Annotated in this window: 16 protein-coding genes; 4 read left to right on the plus strand and 12 right to left on the minus strand. The window is 31.0% G+C overall.

The features are described 5' to 3' along the window. Nucleotides 1–42: 42 nt before the first annotated feature. The 3 genes from H2684_RS08215 to H2684_RS08225 form a co-directional block, all read right to left on the minus strand. On the minus strand, nucleotides 43–957 hold the full coding sequence (locus H2684_RS08215) for a branched-chain amino acid transaminase (RefSeq protein WP_182088924.1): 915 nt from the start codon (nucleotides 955–957) through the stop codon (nucleotides 43–45). 114 nt (nucleotides 958–1,071) lie between these two features. Further along, nucleotides 1,072–1,614, minus strand: coding sequence for a VanZ family protein (locus tag H2684_RS08220; protein WP_347707540.1), 543 nt, complete (start codon nucleotides 1,612–1,614; stop codon nucleotides 1,072–1,074). Between the two features lie 159 nt (nucleotides 1,615–1,773). After that, nucleotides 1,774–2,619 carry an SLAP domain-containing protein gene (locus H2684_RS08225; RefSeq protein WP_182088925.1) on the minus strand — a complete coding sequence of 282 codons (846 nt, stop codon included), beginning with the start codon at nucleotides 2,617–2,619 and terminating at the stop codon, nucleotides 1,774–1,776. 226 nt (nucleotides 2,620–2,845) lie between these two features. Here H2684_RS08225 and H2684_RS08230 point away from each other — a divergent pair, with 226 nt between their 5' ends. Continuing rightward, nucleotides 2,846–4,573, plus strand: coding sequence for a WG repeat-containing protein (locus H2684_RS08230; RefSeq protein WP_182088926.1), 1,728 nt, complete (start codon nucleotides 2,846–2,848; stop codon nucleotides 4,571–4,573). A 36-nt stretch (nucleotides 4,574–4,609) separates the two neighbouring features. Here H2684_RS08230 and H2684_RS08235 read toward each other — a convergent pair whose 3' ends face one another. From H2684_RS08235 to H2684_RS08265, 7 genes are all read right to left on the minus strand, one after another. Then, nucleotides 4,610–4,996 carry a hypothetical protein gene (locus tag H2684_RS08235; protein WP_207719422.1) on the minus strand — a complete coding sequence of 129 codons (387 nt, stop codon included), beginning with the start codon at nucleotides 4,994–4,996 and terminating at the stop codon, nucleotides 4,610–4,612. A gap of 113 nt (nucleotides 4,997–5,109) precedes the next feature. After that, nucleotides 5,110–6,270: a TolC family protein gene (locus H2684_RS08240; protein ID WP_182088927.1), complete on the minus strand. Its 1,161-nt coding sequence runs from the start codon at nucleotides 6,268–6,270 to the stop codon at nucleotides 5,110–5,112. A gap of 20 nt (nucleotides 6,271–6,290) precedes the next feature. Beyond that, nucleotides 6,291–7,418, minus strand: coding sequence for a TolC family protein (locus H2684_RS08245; RefSeq protein WP_182088928.1), 1,128 nt, complete (start codon nucleotides 7,416–7,418; stop codon nucleotides 6,291–6,293). A gap of 137 nt (nucleotides 7,419–7,555) precedes the next feature. Further along, on the minus strand, nucleotides 7,556–7,951 hold the full coding sequence (locus tag H2684_RS08250; RefSeq protein ID WP_182088929.1) for a hypothetical protein: 396 nt from the start codon (nucleotides 7,949–7,951) through the stop codon (nucleotides 7,556–7,558). A gap of 191 nt (nucleotides 7,952–8,142) precedes the next feature. Further along, nucleotides 8,143–11,439 carry a cell wall-binding repeat-containing protein gene (locus tag H2684_RS08255; protein ID WP_182088930.1) on the minus strand — a complete coding sequence of 1,099 codons (3,297 nt, stop codon included), beginning with the start codon at nucleotides 11,437–11,439 and terminating at the stop codon, nucleotides 8,143–8,145. 169 nt (nucleotides 11,440–11,608) lie between these two features. Further along, nucleotides 11,609–15,490 (minus strand): cell wall-binding repeat-containing protein, encoded by a 3,882-nt coding sequence (locus H2684_RS08260; protein ID WP_182088931.1) that lies wholly within the window; start codon nucleotides 15,488–15,490, stop codon nucleotides 11,609–11,611. 533 nt (nucleotides 15,491–16,023) lie between these two features. Then, complete coding sequence (locus tag H2684_RS08265; RefSeq protein ID WP_182088932.1) at nucleotides 16,024–17,079, minus strand: cell wall-binding repeat-containing protein; 1,056 nt, start codon at nucleotides 17,077–17,079, stop codon at nucleotides 16,024–16,026. A 249-nt stretch (nucleotides 17,080–17,328) separates the two neighbouring features. Between H2684_RS08265 and H2684_RS08270 the strand changes: the two genes are divergently transcribed. Further along, the gene (locus H2684_RS08270; RefSeq protein ID WP_182088933.1) at nucleotides 17,329–17,769 is read left to right on the plus strand and encodes a cell wall hydrolase; all 441 of its coding nucleotides are present in this window, start codon (nucleotides 17,329–17,331) and stop codon (nucleotides 17,767–17,769) included. Between the two features lie 50 nt (nucleotides 17,770–17,819). After that, a complete protein-coding gene (locus tag H2684_RS08275) occupies nucleotides 17,820–18,344 on the plus strand; it encodes a hypothetical protein (RefSeq protein WP_182088934.1) in 525 nt (174 codons plus the stop codon). A 36-nt stretch (nucleotides 18,345–18,380) separates the two neighbouring features. Here H2684_RS08275 and H2684_RS08280 read toward each other — a convergent pair whose 3' ends face one another. Then, nucleotides 18,381–18,653, minus strand: coding sequence for a hypothetical protein (locus tag H2684_RS08280; RefSeq protein WP_347707538.1), 273 nt, complete (start codon nucleotides 18,651–18,653; stop codon nucleotides 18,381–18,383). Between the two features lie 25 nt (nucleotides 18,654–18,678). Continuing rightward, nucleotides 18,679–19,542 (minus strand): ATP-binding protein, encoded by an 864-nt coding sequence (locus H2684_RS08285; RefSeq protein WP_182088936.1) that lies wholly within the window; start codon nucleotides 19,540–19,542, stop codon nucleotides 18,679–18,681. A gap of 274 nt (nucleotides 19,543–19,816) precedes the next feature. On the opposite strand from H2684_RS08285, the gene H2684_RS08290 reads away from it, so the two are divergent. Beyond that, complete coding sequence (locus H2684_RS08290; protein ID WP_182088937.1) at nucleotides 19,817–21,925, plus strand: BglG family transcription antiterminator; 2,109 nt, start codon at nucleotides 19,817–19,819, stop codon at nucleotides 21,923–21,925. Nucleotides 21,926–21,930: the final 5 nt, after the last annotated feature.

The raw sequence follows: 21,930 nt of genomic DNA on the forward strand, positions 1-21,930 counted from the left end.
CTAAGCCGGTATCTTATTTTTTTATATAATTGAATATAAATTTTAATAAACAGGAGTACATGAATCTGCATACTTAGGATTTTTTCCTACAGTTAATGTAAAGAATAACTCCTTAAGTTTTTTACAAACTTCTCCTTCTTTTCCTGTTCCTATAACTCTGTGGTCAACTTCAACTACTGGAGTAACTTCCATTGCAGTTCCACTGAAAAATACTTCATCTGATGCATAAAGTTCAGTTCTTGTAATGCTTCTTTCAACAACCTCAAGTCCGAGTTCTTCTTTTGCAAGTTTAATAACTAAATCTCTAGTTATTCCTTCAAGTATATTATCAGAAGCTGGTGGAGTTATAAGCTTACCTTTCTTGAATATAAACAAGTTTTCTCCTGGTCCTTCACAAACATGTCCTTCTCTTGTAAGGAATATAGCTTCATCAAATCCTGCTTCATGTGCTTCAAGTGATGCCAAAGCTGAATTCAAATAAGAAGCTGTAGCCTTTACCCTTGGAGGTATCATGTTGTCCTCAATTCTTCCCCATGATGTGATTCCAACACTTAGCTCAGATTTTCCAGCATACTTATTAAGAGGCTGACAGTATATAACAACCTTAGGCTCTGCATTTGTAAGGCTTGGTCCGATATCCTGTGCATCATTGTATATTATAGGTCTTATGTAAGTAGTACATTTAAAGTTATTTTTCTTCAAAAGTTCTACTGTAAATTTGCTTAAATCCTCTACTGTATATGGTATATTCAAATTAAGTGTCTTAGCAGACTGAAGCATTCTTGTATAATGCTCTTTGAATTTAAAACCAAATAACTGTTTTTGTTCTTCATCCCAATAAGCTCTTATTCCCTCAAAACAACCAAGTCCATAATTAAAAGCCTTACTTCTTATACCTATGCTTACTTCGCTTTCCTCTACAATTTTTCCCTGATAAAATACATACGATTTTGACATTAAAAAGCCCCCTCAATTAAATTACAAAATAAATTTTAATATTCTATAATATATATATCATTTATTAATAAATATACCTCTATAAAAAAATTAAGTCAATAAATTTTAGAATATTTATGCTTTATGTTTATTTAAAATCTTATAATATAGTAGGTAAAACAAAAACATTCCTATAAGACTTCCTGTAAAATCTATTAGAGAATCACTTACAAGTGATGTTCTACCTGCTATAAACTGCTGGTGAAATTCATCTGTAACAGCATAAAATAGGCAAATGAACATTATATATACTATAGCCTGTTTTCCTTTCAATTTAAACGTAAAAAGCAAAATAGAAACTAAAATGGCAAGTATAAAGTATTCAAACATGTGAGCACATTTTCTTACAATAAAATTCAACCTTTCTTGCCTATTATCTGGAATTTCAAAAACTTTTTTAAATTTTGTTTCAATAGAACTCTTATTAAAAATTTTTATTTTACTAGATTGACTTTTAGATTCTACTTTGTTTTCAAGTATTTTATTTTTAATGTTTTTAAGATTATTTAAAATACTATAACTTCTCTTATTTGACACATTTCCACTATTGGAGGAGTTGTAAAATATAAATCCCATCCATATAAAACAAATTAAAATTAAAGCTACCTTTTTGATTATATCACCTTCTCATTTAACCAAATTTATACTATTATATCATAATTTAAAATTAACATAAATTAACTATTTATTAAATTAAAGTAAATATATAAAAACATGAGTAAGACAATTTAATTATCTTACCCATACTTTAAAAATATATCAGATTTTTATATTCTATTATTTTCTGTCAACAAGCTTATAAGCCACAGACCAACCTTTAAGTTCCTGAGCTTTTTCAGGACGCACATTAGTTTCAAATGCAAAGTTGCAAAGTCTTGCCCTATATGGACTTACAGTAAAGTTTTTAAGTTCAAATTGTCTTGACTGAAACACTATATTTTTTTCATTTAACACTGTTAAAGGCATTTTACTTAAAGTAATAGGCTTAGGTGCAGCATTTCTCATAACGCAAGTAACAAGCACCTTTCCATCTTCTTGAATTCCTATACTGAAAGTTGATATACTAAATTCTCCTTCTTCAAGTTCTGGCAATCCTTCAAGAAAGTTGTCAAGAACTTTTCTATCTTTCTCATCTAAATTTTCAGGTAATCCTTCAAAGCTTGGCCTAACTCTTGTAGTTATTTTAAATGTTCCGCTTAAAGCTATTTCCCAATCCTCAGGTATAGTGTCCACTTTCACATTTTTCTTATCAAAGTATACTTTTATAGGTCTTACAGAATAAGGAGGAAGCTTTCCAAGTCCTCTAAGATCAAAAGTTTGTACTCCAAGTATTTCACCCTTTGAATTCTTTATTACAAGAGGAATATCCTCTAAGTTCAAATTTTCTGAAACTCCATTTCTAACATATATCTTTGATTCAAACTTTTCACCTACATCATATAAATAAACTGCTGAAATGTTTAGTTCTCCATCTTTTATAGGTGGAAGTTCTTTTATCTCATCTTCCAAAATTTCCTTATGTACATCTGAAATTACAACATCATCTTTTTCCAGAAGTGACAATTTTGTCGAAACATATTCGCTTTTATTATTTTGTGAATCTTTTTCTACCTTCTTAACCATATTTCCCTCCATTTATCGATTTGCTTTCTACAACATAATTGAAATTATTATACTCTCTATGACATACAACTGTCTTATAAATTTTTACATAAATACTATAACTACATTATACTATAACAAATTATTTTATTCTATATGATTATGAAAATGGGAGAATGTTAACATATATGTAACATAGAAATCATATATAATAAATGGTATAATAATCTAAAAAGGAGGGAAAAACATGCCAAAGTCAATAAAAACATACTTTATTCCTCTCTGTTTAATCTTGTTTCTTATAGGCTTATCAAGAATAAATCTATTTAAAGTTAAAGCTTCTAGTCCTATCTACTCAATTACAAAGACAGATATAGAAGCAGACAGCATATATCCCTTTCAAAATGGAATTTCTAAAATAAAAAAAGACAATTTATATGGTCTTATAAACACAGAGGGGAAAATGATAGCAAGTCCACAGTTCACTTCTATTTCAGATTTTAAAAATGGATATGCAAAGATTGCAAAGGGTTCTAAGTTTGGAATTATAGACAAAAATGGAAATATAATTATAAAACCAATATATGACGATGTAACCTACTTTGCAAAAGAAAATATTGCTGCAGTAAAAATAAATTCAAAATGGGGAATTGCAAATAGCAATGGTACAATTATTTTAAACCCAAGATTTGATTTTATATATGATTTTCAAGATGGATTTTTAAAAGTTAGAGAAAATAACAAATATGGATTTTTAAACTCTAAGGGAAATATATTTTTAATTCCAAGTTTTCAAGATGCCAGTGACTTTCAAGATGGGTACGCATCAGTAAAATCAGGTTCTACATGGAAGCTTGTAGATGAAAATGGAAATTTTCAATACCTAGGCTTTGATGAAATGAAACAGCCTTCAAAAGGTATTGTACCTGTTGAAAAAAATAAAAAGTGGGGAATTGTAAAAACAGATGGAACCGCTTTAACACCTCTTAAATACGATGACATATCATTTTTAAACAGCAAACTTATAAAGGTAAAGGATTCAGGAAAATGGGGAATAATAGACTACTCAGGAAATGAAATACTGGGCCCACAGTTTGACAGTATAACAGCTACAGATGGGGAAATGTCACTTATAGTTAAAAGCGGAAGATATGGGGTTATTGATTCCTCTGGGAAAATATTAGTAGAACCAAAGTACAGCTTTATAGATAATTACAGAGAAGGAAAGGCAATTGTTATATCATTAAGTGGAGATTACGGATTTATAGACAGCTTGGGAAATGCTACAATGAAATCAGAGTTTGACAATATATATGCCTTTCATAATGGCCTTGCAAGAGTAGAGAAAGATGGCAAATTTGGCTTTATAGACGAAAATGGAAAAACGGTTATAGAACCTACATTTGATATGGCATACGACTTTACTGAAGGCTGCACCTGTGTACGCGAAATCACTGGAGCTTTAAATGACAGAGATCCTGATACAGTAGAAAAGTATGTAAAGTGGCGTTATATAGATACATTGGGTTCATCTCTAATAAATCAAGACTTCAACAGTGCCACAAACTTTGATAAGGAAACAGCTCTTGCTCTAGATGATGGAAAATGTGTAATAATAAAGATGTCAAATATAAAGACACTTTCAGATAAAGAAACAAAGGATCCATATAAAGCATGGGAAATACATTTTAATAAGCCCTTAAATGATAAAACTGAAAAAGATAGTGATGACAATATAATAGAAAGTATAGATATGACAATGCAAAACAATATAGAAGTTAAAGATGAAAATGGAAATTACAAAGATGTATCCTTTGAATTTAAAAGTCCAAATACTATAGTAATAAATCCTCCTTTTAATGGATATGAAAAGAATACAGAATATACAATAATTATACTTGATAATATAGAAAGTACATCTGGAAAAAAGCTATCTTTTCCAATTACTAAGATGAATTTTAAAGTTTTACCATAAAATTAGGAACTGCATTTTGCAGTTCCTAATTTTTAACTATTCAATTTTTACATTTGCTATGTTCTTGTCATTCTTTACAGCCATAACATTTACTGGCATATTCTTGTATTCTTCTTTCAATTCCTTTGCATATTTATTTGCAAGTGCTTTGGCGTCAGCATCGCTGACATCATCCTTTACAATCATAGTTGCCACTACTTTGTTGTCTTGCACATAAACCTTACCATTTGTTAATATCTTTTCCTCTTTAAGTTCAGCAGTCTTGTCCTCATTAACTTTTATGTCTGCCGGTTCTTCAGTTTTTGAAGCCTGCTTAGTACTATTATTAGACTTGTTTGCAAAACTATACCCAACAAAACACAAAATTAAAACTGCAATTACTACTGATATTATTTTAAGCTTTTTCGAATCAACCTTCACCATAAACACTCTCCCTACATGAGCTAAATATTTAGTTTATTTTAACAAACCTATTTTAACACATATTAGTATATTTACTAGGGCTTATTTTAACTTTTAATAAAAACTTAAAATAATTATTTTGTAAGGTCATACTGAAACTTTTCAGCTGCAACCATATAGTTGTTTTGAGCATTTCTCAAATTTATCTTCTCACTTTCAAGAGAAAGTTTTGCAGAATCTGCTTCAATACTCAAAGCCGTACCTTCCTTAACTTTTGCAAGAATTGTATTGTAATTTGCACTTGCACTTTCAACTTTTGCAATTTCTGTATTCACAGTATCTTCAAGATTTTTTAAGTTATAATAACTATTCCAAAGACCTATCTTTGTATTAAGTTCTGTATCATAAAGGCTGCTCTTTAAATTTTCAATACTTAACCCTGTGCTTACCTCTCCTGTAGCATCGTTGTATGAATATCTTCTATATATATCCTTTTGAATTTCAAGTATTGCAATATTATTATTTATTTTTTTCAAGTTATAACTTTGTTCTACGGCATTTTCAATTTTATCTTGAATATCACTGTCATCATATTTTGAATATGTCTTTTCCGTTGGTACAAGAGTTAAATCACTATCAAGATCCATATTTATTGCCTGCTTTATACTTAAAAGATCTTGCTCTAGTTGTGCCTTTGGCGCATTTAAACTTGCCATAAGTTGACTCTTTTGCACATTCAAGCTATTGAGTTGAGTACTTATTGCAACTCCCTGATCTATTTTTGCTTTCATAATTGAAATTTGATTGTCTACATTTTCTATCTGCTTATTTATAATATCTATCTTATCTTGACAGCTAAGTGCATCCATATATTTCTGTTCAACATCGAACTTTATATCATTTAAAAGTGTATCTCTATCATTTTTTGCATCATTTATGTTCTGCTCATCTTTCTTTGGCAAAACATCAGTTTGCAATTTCACAGTTACATACTGTCCTCTTGGATAGTTTACTTCACTTGTACCACTATTATTTATAAGTTCTGCATTCATCTTATCTCTGTCAAATTGTTTTTGATAAAGAGATATTTTAGCATCAGCTGCTTTTACTTTTACATTATTTTTTTCTATATAAGAAAGTACCTGATCAAGGCTAAGAGTTTGACTGCCTATTATAGATACAGTAGTTGGAACTTCAGTATTTGAAGTTGCCTGAGCATTTGAAGCTGCAAAACAACTTGTATTTATAGCAAAAGCCAAAGCTACAGAAGCTACTACGCTAAATTTTCCTTTCATTATTCTACCTCCCATATATTTTAATTCAGTTTAGACGTATCATATCCCTCATTACAAGCTAAATTTAGCTTATGCTGAGCAAGCCATATTTCCCTTTCAGCTGCTTTAACTGTATTTTCTGCCTCTTTCAATTTTATAGCTTCAGATTGAAAGTCTATTCTACTTATAACTCCTACATTATACTTTGTACTTGCCATATTGTAATTTATCTTTTCAAGTTCAAGAGCATCTTTTTTAGACTGAAGTGTTTTTGCCTTTACTAACACATCATTGTATAGGCTATTTATTTCAGGTATTATGTCCAATTTTGCAATTTCAAGACTATCTTTTGCGTTATCAAGTTTTGCCTGTGCAAGTCTACGTGGAACGGACTGAGTATCTGGAAAAACCGACCTTGTTATGTTATATTCAAACTTTTGTAGTTCTATATTTTCCTCACCTATTAAAATTTCCGCTCTTTTTGTAAGTGCATCATTTAAGTAATCCTTATAACTTCTTATGTAAGGATCTTCAGTAAGCTTATCTCTTAGTAGCACATCATATTTTTCATATATATCTCTTCCTAGTGTTTTATTCATATTTATAACGCAGAGATCATACTGCCTCTCAGCCTTTTCAAGAGCAGCCTTTTCACTATAATAATCTGCCTCTGCCTGCTTTAATTGGGCAGGTGATATTGTACCAACATCAAGTTTTACTTTAGAACTATCATACTTATCCTGTGCATTTTTAAATTTCTCTTTTTCAAGGTCAAGATAATCCTTTGCATTCATAAGTGAAATGTACTGAGTATATGCAGATATTTTCACTTCATTTTCAGCTACAGTCTTCATCTGAGTGTATTTATATTCATCAAACTTATCTTCTCTAGGCTTATTTGCAATGTTTTCCATAATAGAAAGCCTTGTATACTTGTCCAAATTAGGTGTGTCCAATTGATCTCCATAGCTTCCTGTTTTTTTAATATCCGAAGTATAGGAATTTTCTGCCTGTTTTATAGAAATATCTATACTCTTTATCTTGTAGGAACTAGTTATAGCAGAATCTATGGAAGCATCTATATCAAGAGTATTACCACTTGCCAAAACTGCCGTATTTGAAAAAAGAGCAATGCAAGCTGCAATTGTTGTGATTTTTAGTTTGTTCATTTTTTCCTCCCTTCAAAATTCAAATTGTTTCTATACTAACATTTACAAGGTAATTTTACCATAAACCTAAGTTTATTTCCACCAAAACATATATATGCCTACTAAACCTCTTGACCCATAGATAATTTGCTGTTTTCTTATTTCAAAGCTTTTATAGTTGTAAGCTGATATCCTCTAACTTCATTGTACTTAAATCCATATAAATATTTAAAAGTCTTTATAGAACTATTTCCATTTTGGGTTATTTTATAGACTTCAGTTGTAGTTATAGTTCCAGATTTGTTATCGTCTGATATAGTATAAGATTCCAGGCTATATGACATTATAGATTCTCTTATTCCACTATCATGAGTATTTTGAATATACTTTAATTGCTCATTATACAGACTACTCCCAGGATATAGGTACTCCTCCACATAATAAAAATCTCCATATTTTATAGAATAGCAAAATCCTGTTGTGTAATTGCTTATAAGATTTTTCAGTTGATTTTCTATGCTGTTTAATTCATATTCAGAATTACTAAATCTCAAATCAAAGTATTATAAAAAAAATAAGATAATATATCCAATTTTCTTCATTTTTATTCATATTTCTTAATTATTCTACAAAAAATTCATAATTCCTTCCTATTTTTTATAATTTATTAATTTTTTTTAACATAATTACACACAATTACACACAAAAAAAGAACCGCCATTTAAGCGGTTCTTTATAAACAAGTCTATTTTGCAGTAATAGTGTATCCTGACAAGTCATCACTTGAAGGCGAGTATACAGTATATCCTGCATCATCATGTTTTTCACTTCTTATGCTTATATTTGATGTATTGCTACTTGCTGCAACTTTTATAACATCACCTTCGTCAAAAGCAGATGAAGTAAATCTATAAATTACAACATCATCATCTACATCTATTGCAGTTGGAGAGAGAGTTTTTCCCGTAGTTACATCTGTAAATACAAAGTCATCTCCATAAAGATTTTCTATAGAAGTATTTATATCTTGATTAAAGGCAACTTTTATAGTATCTTGATTTGAAGCGTCAATTGCCTCAAAGTCATCTGGATCTGTTACAGGTGGTATATAGACTTTAGTAGAACCTGTCCTTATTTTTCGTCCTGCTACATCTACTGAATTGGTGCTTACTACCTTTACAGTTGTACTTTCTCCACAGTCTTTTATGTCATCTACCTTTTCACCATCATCTACACTGCTCTTGTATAGCAAAACTACATCATTTCCATCTACAGATGCACTATCAGGTTTTTTACTATCTACTCTAAAATCATCCATATAAAGAGCGTCAATAGGTTCAGACATTGTTACTCTTACAACTATGTCATCTCCACTGAAAGTCATTTTAGGACTTCCAGATATCATTTTAGGGCCACCGCTGCTTGATGTGCTTATATCTCCTAAATATCCAAGTGATAGAGAATTTCCATCTTTATCAACTACATTTTCAACTCCTGCCTGAACTACATCTCTTGAAGTATCTCCACTTCCAATGCTGTAATTTGAAGGAAATTCAATAGTTACACTCTTATCATCATAGGAAGGAATTACATCAGCACCACCTGGCAAATCTCTTATCTCCCCTGTTCCATCTCTAAAGAGGTAATTTGACTTGTTTGATATAGATGCCTCGTCCATTGTCTTATTGAAAAATATTACAATGGAATTGTCCTCATCTACTCTTTTAACTATTTCTGTAACTTTAACATCTTCATCGTCCATACCAGATAGTGTTTGTGTATAAGTATCCATTAAATTAGGCTTTGCCTCTGTATCTATTATGTTCTCTACAGTTAATGTGTATCTTGATCCGTTTAATGCACCATCTTCAAATTTAAGATCAAATGTTCTATTGTTATTTCCATCTACAGTTATTGTGTTTACATTGTTTAACTTATAGCTTATGTCATTTCCATCTGAATCCTTTATTGTATAGTTGCCAATATTTGTTGCGTAACTTCTTACAACATCTTTGCTGAATTTAATTCTTATAGTTTCAGAGTTTAAAATATTTGCAGATGTTACAGTTGGCTTTTCACTGCTGCTTCCATAATAAAGAGTTCTGCTTGTCTGATTTATGTTATTTCCAAAAGTATCCTCTACATCAGATTCTATAAGTATTGTGTTAGTTCCCTCATCAAGCATACTTCCTACATTCTTTATTTCAACTATACTGTCTCCAGAGCCAGATTCAAAATTAACGTATGAATCATCTACATCTACAGTATCACCATTTATTTCATAGTTATCAGGATCTAGTGCAGTTTCAGTGTCCATTGGTCTGTTGTATTTTATATATATAGTTCCTGCATTGTCAGTTGTAACAGATTCAACTTTAGGATCTCCAGATACAGACTCTACTGTAAAGCTTTCAGATTGACTTTTAATTGGAATATTTGCTGCATTGTCAAATCTAGTTCCAGTGTTACCATCTGGCATTGTAAAAGTATTTTCTCCTATTGGAAGAGGTGAATTAAAGTACAGGTCAACTCCATCTACCCAATCTCCAGACTGATCTTTTAATTCAGTATATTCTTCATTAATACCATAATTTAAAACACGTTTTCCATTTATCTTCATGTAATAGAGGTCATCATCATCCATTCTTATAGGCTCTGAAAATCTAACTTGAACTTTATTTCCTCCAATTGCAGTTACGGATTTAATTGAGGGTGAACCAGTTTCCATAAATGTAATGTCTTTTTCATATTCATCTATTGAAGATGATGAATCATCTGTTAAAATATTGCTCTTTACTTTAAAAGTTTTAGTTTTTCCCATAAGAAATGGCTTACTAAAGGTAATTAAAACGGTTCTATTGTCATCTTGAAGATAGGCTTTAGCTGTAGAAGTTAAATTATCTCCGTCAATTTGATAATTTGCAACTCTCTCTGCAGAATCCTCATCTACATCAGTGTTAAATACAACTTTTATTTGATTAAGTCCAATTGCAGTTACAGAGTTTACAGTATTGCTATCTCCTACAATTCCCCTTTGAGCATTTCTAATTGCAGAAATAGTTGCATCATCTACTGCTCCACTTTCAGATATTACATTTATTTCAGTGGAATCTTCTGCTTTTGAGCTTATATACTTCATTGCATTTGTAGTTTGTAAGTCGCCTCCACTTCCTACAAGTACAAGAGGTGCATAGTCTATTCCTGCAAGAGAAGCTGCTATAAGAGCATCGGCATATCTATCTCCACTTGCATTTGCTACATATATTTTATTTGAACTCAAGTCACTATCATAGGCATTTAAAACATTTAAGTTTGTTTCAAATCTATCTGCGCCACCGTCTACTCTATTTACTGCACCTACAGTTTTATAGGTACTATCACTTATAAGATTGTTTGTACCAATTACAGTAACTTTAGAATTGTTATTCTTTACAAAAGATATTATAGAAGGCATGGCAGTTTTGTCATTTCCTCCAAGTAGTAATATTTCATTTTTAGCTGAAGCAACTGGTGCAGCAGAGAGTGCATCTGAAAAATTGCTTCCACCTACCATAATTACATTTGAAGGATCCATTCCAAGTTCTACAAGCTTGTTTGCTACAGCTGCATTTGTTTCATATCTATTTTCCCCACCAAGTTCTACAAGGTTGTAACCTTCACTTTTAAGCTGGGTTCTTATGCTGCTAGATATTACACCTGTTCCACCTACAATGTATATGTTCTTTGGGCTCAATTTACTTATTTCTTCACTTGTATTTTCATTTAAACTGGAGCTTCCAGTTAAAAGTATTGGGGCATTGAGTTTTTTTGAAAGTACAACTGCACTTATGGCATCTGCATAACTTTCACTAGATACAAGTACTACATTATCCGCACTTGCCCAATTTGACTCTGCAGCATTAACTGCTAATTCTGTACTGTCTGCACCTACTATTTGGTTTACATCTTCTTCAGCATGTACAGAAATTCCAGGAATAGATGCAGACATGACAAGGGAAAATACAGCAGTACCTCCTATAGTTCTAAGAGTATTTTTATTCATAAAATCTACTACCTCCAGTCTTTTTTAGATATATATGAATATTGTACCATAGATGATATTTCTATAGTAAATATTTCACAATAAAACATGAATTAAAATAAAGTGCATAAAAAAATGAGGGAAATAATTCCCCTCATTTTTTATTTCAATGTTTAATTTTTATCTTGTATTATTCTGCTATTTTAACTGTATAAGTTACTCCGTTTAATGTAACTGTATCTCCATCAGCAAGATATCCTGTTGTCTTATCTTGAGTACTAGTACTACCATCTTCATTTGTTACAGTTTCTGTTACATTTGCTCCTAAATCATTAATATCGCTAACTTTTACTGCATCCTTAGCAACAGTGAATGTTCCATCAGTAGGATTGTTAACAGGATCTGCTATTGCTATTGTACCAAAATCTGCTAACAGATAAGAATTATTAATATTAGCTACATTATCTGCATCTAATATTACATACATAGTCTTCAAATCATCATCTGAAGGTTTATAGTAAGCATGATTGCCTGCATTATCTTTTACTGTTGAAATACTTAAAGTTCCATCAACAGGTTTAACACTTATATTTACACTACTATTTACACTACCATCTTTATTTTTAGTTGCATTATATACTGCATCTTTAAAGTCATTTAAATCATTACCTGTAAACTTAAATACAACACTATTTCCACTAGCAACTGCCTTTGTAGCATTTACTGAAGCTCCATCTATACTAAACTTAAAGTCTGAAGCTTTAAGTCCATCTTGAGAAATTGGAGTATCAAATGCAACTGTAACATCAGCTTCAGTGCCATTATAAGAAGCACTCCAATTGCTAACAACATCATCATCTTTATCAGCAATTAATCTTGGTGCAGCATCATATGAATAAATTTCAGCACTATCATTTACTGAATTACCCAATACATCTTTAAGGTCACTAACTTCTAATTTAGCATTATTTCCCTCTGCCTTAATTGTATTAATCAATGTAGCTGGATCAGTCTTATCATCTGATGTAACTTTCTTACCATCACTATCAACCGATGTATCAGCAGCAAATGTAAGTGTTACGTCTGAACCATCAACACTAACTGTAGTTGGATTGACAGTAGCCTTTGCATCACCACTACCATATTCTAATTCTTTTCCATTACTATCTAATATAGTAAATTGAGTTTTGTCTACGCTATCCTCATCAATTGGCTTATCAAAGCTTAAATCTACTTTTAAGTCATCATCATCATAGTAAACTCTTACTGAATTTTCCTTAACCTTAGCTGCTACGTCTGGATCGATACCTTTCTGAAGTATTCCACCATTGTTTCCAGTGCTCAATGAATTTCCATCTTCATCTTTAACACCAGTTGCATATATTTTTGTTATTACATTTTCACTAGAAATTTTATTACCATTACTATCTGTATCAGTATTATATAATGATGTATCTTTTAAATCAATTGTTACACTCTTGTTGTCACCATTTACTGTAATGTCTGCATCACTTGGAAGAGTCTTTGTATCGCCTTTTCCATTTACATATTCATAGTTATCTGTATCAGTTAATGTACTTGAATCCATTTCCTTGTTGAATAGAAATACAATTTTGCCATGTTCGTTTTCCTTAGTTGGAGAAATTGCATAAACTCCTTTTACTTTTCCACTTACTTCATCTGATCCATCAAATGTAGTAGTGTAATCATCCATTACATTTGGAGTTTTTGCTACGTCCTGAATATTTTTTATTGTAATAGTATAAGTAGAATCTGTTAAATCATTCTTTAAATTAATATCAACTACATTTACTGTGTCATCATCTAATGAACCACCTGGTATAGTAAAATTATCTATATCAGTATCTGTTATATCAGTACCATCTGAATCTTTTAATGTATAGTTAGACTTATCAGTTGCATAATCTGTATCTACATCTTTGCTAAATCTTACTCTTATAGTATCCTCATCAAGAGCATATACTTGAGTTACTTCAGGTTTAGTAGTGTCTTCCTCAAGTGTAAATGATTCATAAGTATCATCAGCTACATTGTTTCCATAAGCATCTTTTACACTATCATCTATATATATTTTATTTGAGTTCTTATTTAATAATGAACTTACACCAGTTATTTTAACTTGAGTATCACCTTCTTCAAGAGATACATCTGATCCATTTATTTCACTAACAAAGGTACCATTTATTTCAAAATTATCTTTCTTTTTAGCAGTCTTTGCATCCATTGGTCTGTCAAAGTTTATATAAACTTTTCCACTGTCTTCAGCTGTTATACTTGTAATTTCAGGTGTGCTTGTAAGTGTATCTACTGTGAAGTCTTCAGTTGTATCTGCAATTGGGAATCCTGCAGCATCTGAAAGTGTATCATTATCAGCATTTGTAAGTTTTAATGTATTATCTCCTGTTGGAAGATCATCATCAAAATACAATTCTACTTCATCTGTATAATAATATTTACCGTCACTTGCTTTAACAGCATCATCTAATGCTGAATAAGAAAGGCTTCCATCCTCAGTTCCATCTTCAGTTGTATAGTCAATTCCAAATGATGATAAGTTCTTATCATTTATCTTAAGCTTGGATACTATATCTTTAAGTGCAGCTTTTTCATTATCACCTTGTGCTTTTACAGCTTCTGAAAATACAATATCAATTTTGTTATTTCCTCTAACTGATACTGAATCAACTGTAGGTGCTGTAGTATCTTCAAAAGTTACAGTCTGTGTAAATTCAGGAACTGTATCTGATTTATCTGCTGTAAGTATTCCCTTTTTAACCTCTACATCAACATCAGAATTTTGATCTTGTTTGTCTGCAAGAGTTATTATAACAGTCTTATTGTCATCTTGAAGTGATGCTACTGCGTCACTATCTTTTCCTTCATTATCTGTAAGTTCTGTTCCATCAACTTTGTAGTTAGTTACATCTTCAGCTGTATCTGAATCAACTTCTTGGTTGAATACAACTTTTATCTGATTTAAGCTTTTAGCGCTTATTGATGAAACTTCTGGATCTGCATTATTTGTTTCAGGGTTAACTGCATCGTTTATTTTATCAACAACTGCATCTGAAACTGCTCCAGTTCCACCTATTACCTGAAGATCTGTTGATGTATCTGCTATTGACTTAATGTAGCTTATAGCATTATCAGTTTGAGTTGACTCTCCATTAAGAAGTACAAGTGGTGAACCGTTCTTTCCAGCTACTGCTGAAGCTACTAATGCATCTGCAAATGCAGTATCGTCTGCTCCGCTTGCATTTGGTTTTGCAGTTGCCATATAAATTGAATCAGTGTTTAAGTCATCACTGAATGCCTTTAATATTTTTAAGTTTGTAGCGAATCTATCAGCTCCGCCATCTACTCTGCTATCTGCTTTAAGGTTAGTATATGTTTGGGCATCTACACTATTTGTAGTACCAATTACTGTAACATTTGCATCTTTTGCAAAGTCATAAGTAGGCTTCATTACAGTAGTGTCGTTAGTTGAAAGAAGAAGGATTTCATCTTTTGCTGCTGCAACTGGTGCTGCTGATAATGCATCTGAATATGCCTGTCCTGTTACAACCATCATGTTGTCCTTGCTTACTCCAAGATCAACTAATTTGTTTGCTACTGCAAGGTTTGTAGCATATCTATTTACTCCGGCAAGTCTTTCTACATTATAATCTGATAATGCATCTTCAACTGCCTGTGAAACTGCTCCAGTTCCACCAACAATATAAATATTCTTTGGTTGTAATTGTTCTATTGCACTCTTTGCTGAATCATTAAGTGAATCAGCTTCTGTAAGAAGTATTGGTGCATTCAATTTTTTAGCTAATGTTGATGCACTTACTGAATCTGCATAACTTAATCCATTTACTAATATAACATCGTCACTAGTTGTCCAGTTTGCCTTTGCAACATTTGCTGCTGTTTCGTATCTATCTGCCCCACCAGTTCTTGTTACAGAACCTGCTGCTGCGTTAACTGGTCCTGATGTCAATGCTGTGGTCAAAACTAATGACATAAGCGTAGCACTTGCAAGTGCTTTAGTTGATTTCTTGCTCATAATTGTATTTACCCTCCTCGAATTTAAGTGAACTTTAATTAAAATTCTTTTTAATTTTTAATATATATATATATTTTATTTTAAATATATACTTAATTTAGAATACCTGTCCAAAATAAATGACGGCATTTGCAAAACAGACATTATTGTATCACAGATAAATTTCACATTCTAGTAATTGTTCAAAATTTTAAACTATATTCATAAATGTACACTACCTGCATAATTAATGCAATTTCTACTGATTATTATAGCATAACTATATTCCAATTTCTATAAATATATCAGAAGAATAATTAAATTGTAAACGTCTGTTTGCCTTTATATTGGTCATTTATAATTGACGCATTGATATACTATTCTACAAGAGTTAAAAAAATCCTTCTTTTTTTCTCAAATTTTTTTCATTATGTTAAATTTTTTTAAACATCTTATAAATTAGAAAAATCATTGCTATTTATTAGTCTACATTTATTAGACGTACCACCTATAGAAAATGTTTCAAAATTATTTTAAATTTATCAAATTTTTTTCTAGTCTATACTAATTACGCCAAAAGGATCATCATTTTGAAAAAATTCTTCAACTTCACTTGATATTGCTCCAGTTCCACCTACTATTATAATTTCTGGACTAGGATTTATACTTAGAAGATAATTTCTCGCCCTCTGTGTTGCATCATTAACATCAGAACCTGAAAGCAAAAGTGGTGCTGATTCATTTGCTGCTGCAGCTGAAGCTACAAGTGCATCTGCAAATTCAAGGTCATTTCTTCCTCCAACAGCTACATATACTTTATCAAAGTCAAGTCCTCCATGATTTCTAAAGTAGTCAAGCACTGCAGTATTTGTATCATAACGATCCTTTGTATTTCCCGTTATCTTTTCTCCTCCTATAGAACTTACAACTGATGGTGGAAGTACTGCATCTCCTCCTACAGCATATATTGTAAGTCCACTAGCTACATCTTTTACAGATTGACTTATTCCTGTAGTATTTGCAAATAATACAGGATATCCCTTTTGTGCTGCAATTGCTGCAACTGAAAGTGCATCTGGATAGTTATAGCCATATACAAGCATTGCAGTTTTCTGCCCACTCATTGAAAGAACTTTCTTTGCAACTGCGGCATTTGTTCCTGTTCTAGTTGTATCTACATTTCCTTTTGAATCAGTATAACTTGCTATTCGCTCTACATGATAATCTTTACTAAGGCTTGTTTCAATATCACTTGACACAACCCCTGTTCCACCTACTATATATATGTTCTCTGCTTTTAAACTCTTTATAGTATCTAAAACTTCATCTTCAAGTTTATCTCCTTTAGTTATAAGTATTGGTGCGTCAAGTTGTTTTGCAAGTGGAGTAGCACTTACTGCATCTGCATAGTTATAGCCATATACAAGAACTACATTTTTCGCAGTTGAAAATTGCTTTTTTGCAAGTTCATTTGCTGTACCTATTCTTCCTGCACTTCCTCCATCTATTCTTGTAACGCTCGGTGCAGCCTGAGCTTTTATACTATTAAATCCAAAAGTAAGCACAAATGTCAATGCTGCAAGTATTAAATATCTTTTGCTTTTAATCATAAAATGTGTACCCCTCTTTCCTCTTGTGATTTTAGACTGCACACCCTGTACAGACAATAATATTATATAACATTAGTATCTATTTTCATACCTTATATTACAAGTTTTTTAATACAATTGTATTTATATATAAATTGTTCCTCAGTTATATATAAATTAAGAATAGATCCATATTTATAAATAAGTGTAACTTTTTATTGATATATAAATAAACTGGTATTGTACTAATATTTCACGGGGTGAAAATATATGTCTTTTTCAGATAGAGAACTTCTGGCAAGAATTATAAAATGTGAGGCAGGTGGTGAAGGCGATATTGGAATGAAATCTGTTGCCACTGTAATTATGAACAGAGTCAGAGTTCCCTATGGAGAGTATCACAGAATAGGTGAAGGTGACCTTAGAAAAGTGCTCTATCAAAAAGGGCAATTTGACTGTATGCGCTCTACTATAGGCGGAGTCCCAAACCCTCAAAATATCTGGTCAAACCCACCAGAACAAATACACTACGATATAGCAGATTGGGCTCTTGCAGGAAACAGACTCTTTGATATAGGTTACTCTCTATGGTACTTCAACCCCTATGCTCCTTGCCCATACATCTTTCCCTACAATGGAGTAGGTAATTTTCAGGTTAAAGTAATCAATCACTGTTTTTACAATCCTACAGAACTTTATGCAAGCACTTAAAAATATAAAGAATATATTTAGAAAATTAATTTTATGGAGGTATTTAATTTATGATTTCAAGCTATCCAGATTATTTTGGTGAAATTCCAATGATTCCAAGAGGAGTTCCTGTAATGCCAGGCTATCCATCAATGGGAGATATTTCAATGCCTAGAGTAGATGATTATGAAGATGACGATGAAGAGGATAACGAAACTACTACAGATAACAACATAGATAGTGAAGACAATGAAGATAGGGTAGAAATAGACAAAAACTCTATGAGGCAAAGGCCTGCTGGTACTCCAAGTTCTACTGGAACAACAGGTATGTCAACTGGAGGCAGTGATTTTGAAATGGCCCCTGGATCACCTGTAAGTCAAGACATTAACTATACTCAGGGATACTTAAAAACTCAAATAGGTAAAAAGGTAAGAGTAACTTTTCTTCTTGGAACAGGTACACTGCAAGATCGTACTGGTATACTAAAAGATGTTGGTATAAGCTATATTATACTGAGAAATGAGGAAACAAATTCAAATGAACTTGCAGATATCTATTCAATAAAATTCGTTAGCATATTTGATGAAAAGTAAATTTTTATATTCAAAAAGACTAAAGCCAAATTGGTTTTAGTCCTTTTTTAAAATTTCCTCTATAACAAATTTATCATAGTCAAAACTATCTATAAAGTTTTCAGATGTAAATGAAGTTTTTCTTCTTTTATTGTACTCATCTACATTTGTAGGAAGCCAGTAAGGTCTTTCTATGTCAAATTCCCTACATATATCAAGTATACACTTTTTCAAAGCTTCCTGATAATTTTCCCCTTCTTCAATAGATACAACTTTGTCTTTCACTATTTTATTTTTCTTTAAAAGTTTTCCCCATATTTTCAAGTCCACATCTCCTTAAACTGTTTTAATTACTTTAAATATCGTAATCTTCCATAAAGGAATGTTTTTCTCCGTCCTTTGTCCAGCCAAGTATGGAATCCATGTTTACATTTTGAGCTGCATGAAATATAGACTTATCAACTCCATTAAAATTTTTCTTCATTTTTTCTATTAAGTCCTTTATTTCATAGCGTTTATTACCTATTTTCTTTGCAGATACCATACACGCACAATTTAAAGGCCATATACCGCTTTTTTGTATGAAATTTTTAATATGTGACTCCTCTATATAATAAAGTGGCCTTATAAGCTCAATGTTTTCAAAGTTCTGAGATTTAAGCTTCGGAAGCATAGTTTTAAAGCTGCCAGAATATAGCATGTTTAAAAGTGTAGTTTCTATAACATCATTAAAGTGATGACCTAGTGCAAGTTTGTTACATCCAAGTTCCTTCGCCTTGCTATACAAAAAACCCCTTCTCATTCTGGCACACATGTAGCAAGGATAGTCCTTTGCTATAGTATTTGTAACTTTAAATATGTCAGAATTATATATTTTTATTGGTATGTTTAAGTAATTGCAATTATCTATAAGAAGTTTTCTTATACTTTCATGGTATCCTGGATCCATTGATATGAATTCCAAATCAAATTTTACTTTCCAGTGTTTCTTTAATTCCTGGAATAACTTTGCCATTACAATACTGTCTTTTCCCCCTGAAACTGCAACTGCAACCTTATCTCCTTCTTTTATCATTTCAAAGTCATTTATTGCCCTTACAAACTTAGACCATAGTGTTTTTTTATAGGTCTTTGTAATACTGTGTTCTATATCCCTTAAAGGTAATCTCTCACTAAAAGGCACAAGTATGTCGCAGCCAGTTCCTGCAATATCATTCATATTTTCACCTCATTTTGAGTAAATTTGCGTAAATGTAGTCTATTCAATTTATATTACAACAAAATCATTAGATTTCCAAGGTTATATTCTTAAAATTGTGGCACAAAATTACAAATATTAATTCTATGTCAATTGCATTTTGACAACATATAATCATGTTTTAGTTGAATTATAATGATTTCAAGTTATATAATAATAGTGTAATAAATACAGTTCAAAACATAATTGAAATATATAAACATATTTGTTATACATTATCAACTAGGTGATTTAAATGGTAAATTTAACTTTAAGACAGATGGACATACTAAATTATGTGCTACAAGATACAAAACAGATGAAAGTTAAAGATTTCGCTAAAATTTATAATGTAAGTACAAGGACAATTTACAGAGAAATAGAAGCAATAAATAACTCTATAAGTAGTTTTTCAGTTAAAATTATAAATACACCAGATGGACTAAGCTTTGAAGGAAAAAAAGATGAGATACTAAACTTAAAGTTATCTCTACCATGTTTTACTTCATCTCTTGAAGCTGAATCAAAAAAAAAGTTAATTATAGCAAAACTACTTCAGGAAAAGGGACCTATAAAACTGCAATATTTTGCAAACAAATTTCACCTTTCCACTGCAACTATAAGTAACTATTTAAAGGACATAAAAAAATGGTTTTCCTTAAAGAATATAGAACTTATTTCAAAGCCTGGAGTTGGAGTTTATATTGAATCAGATGAAAAGAGCATAAGACATGCTATTGCGGATATTCTTTATAAAAACTGCAATATAGATCAGCTTATAAATACAATGAAAAAGTATGACAACAATTTAGGTAACAACTACAATATAAAGATGGATACTTCAGTTTTGAAACTTTTTAATGTAATCGATTATGATACTATACTAATAATTGAAAGAATTCTTGAAAAGATTGAAAAAAATATTAACTATGAAATAGAAGACAGGCTGTATATAGAACTTTCAATTCATCTTGCAATAGCCATAAAAAGACTACAAAACAATGATAAGGTAAGCTTAGACTCCTCTACTTTGAAAAATTTAAAAAATACAGATGAATACAAGATAGCAAAACTCATTGCAGGATATGTAGAAGAGGAAATAGATATAGATATTCCTGAAGAAGAAATAGGTTATATGACTATACAGCTTCAAGGTGTACATGTTGGAAGCCTCAGTTTAAACTTAAATGAAAAGTATCTTAATACTATTACTGAACAGGTAATAAAGGAAGCTTCCTTTGTTTTCAATATAGATTTTGAAAGCGATAACATACTTAAAAAGGATTTGACAATGCACCTACTATATTCATTGTACAGATTGAAATCAGGATATAAAATAAGGAATCCATTAATAGACGATATAAAAAAAGAATATGGAGATATATTTAAAAAGTGTAACAAATCTCTTGAAATTTTGAGAAAACTTTTAGATGTTAAAGTAAGCGATGATGAAGTAGGTTACATTACAATGCACTTTGCAGCTTCCATTGAGAGAATGAAGGACAAATCTGAAAAACTCACTGTACTAAACGTGCTTTTGGTATGCTCAAATGGAATTGGAGTATCAAGGATGTTATCTGAAAAGCTTAGAAATGTAGAACAACTAAATGTAGTTGACACCTGCTCCATGTTCAAAATTGATGAAATGCTTAAAAAACATAAAATCGACATAATAATATCAACAATTCCAATAGAGAGGACTGATGTAAAGGTAATACTTATAAATCCTCTATTTACAGAGAAGGATATTGAAATACTTGAGAAAAACTTAAATATTAAATTATCAATGAAGCCACTATATAAAACTTCCTCCCCTTCTAAGGAAACCTTTAAGGAGTTAAATACAATAATAAACTATGGCATTCAAGTGAATATGATTGTAAAGAATACTTTTTTAGTGGATATTTTGACTAGAGATGTAAATAATCTTATTCAACTACTTCTAAATGAAATTATAAACAATAAACTTATTACAAGAGCTGAATCAGAAAGAATAAAGAAAATTTTAAAAGACAGGGATAAACTAAGTACAATAGTACTTCCTACAAAGGGATTTGCAATATACCATTGTACAAGCAATCACATAAAAGAACCTGTTGTATGTGTTGGCAAGTTAAAAAATCCCATAGAACTTATAAACTTAATGGATAAAAAAGAAAAAGTGCATACTACATTTTTGATGATTGCTCCAAACAAAGTTAAAGAAAGTGTTGAAATAATAGGTGATATATCCGCTTCAATTATAAGTGAACCTGATTTTATCACAAATTTGAGCAATTCAAAAGACATTACAGAATGTAGAGATTTAATAAAAGATGCACTATTTAAAAAGCTATATTCAAAAATTGTAAAAATGATTAAATGACTAGG

The sequence above is a fragment of the Clostridium sp. cel8 genome (genome assembly GCF_014050525.1).
Classification (GTDB): Bacteria; Bacillota; Clostridia; order Clostridiales; family Clostridiaceae; genus Clostridium_B.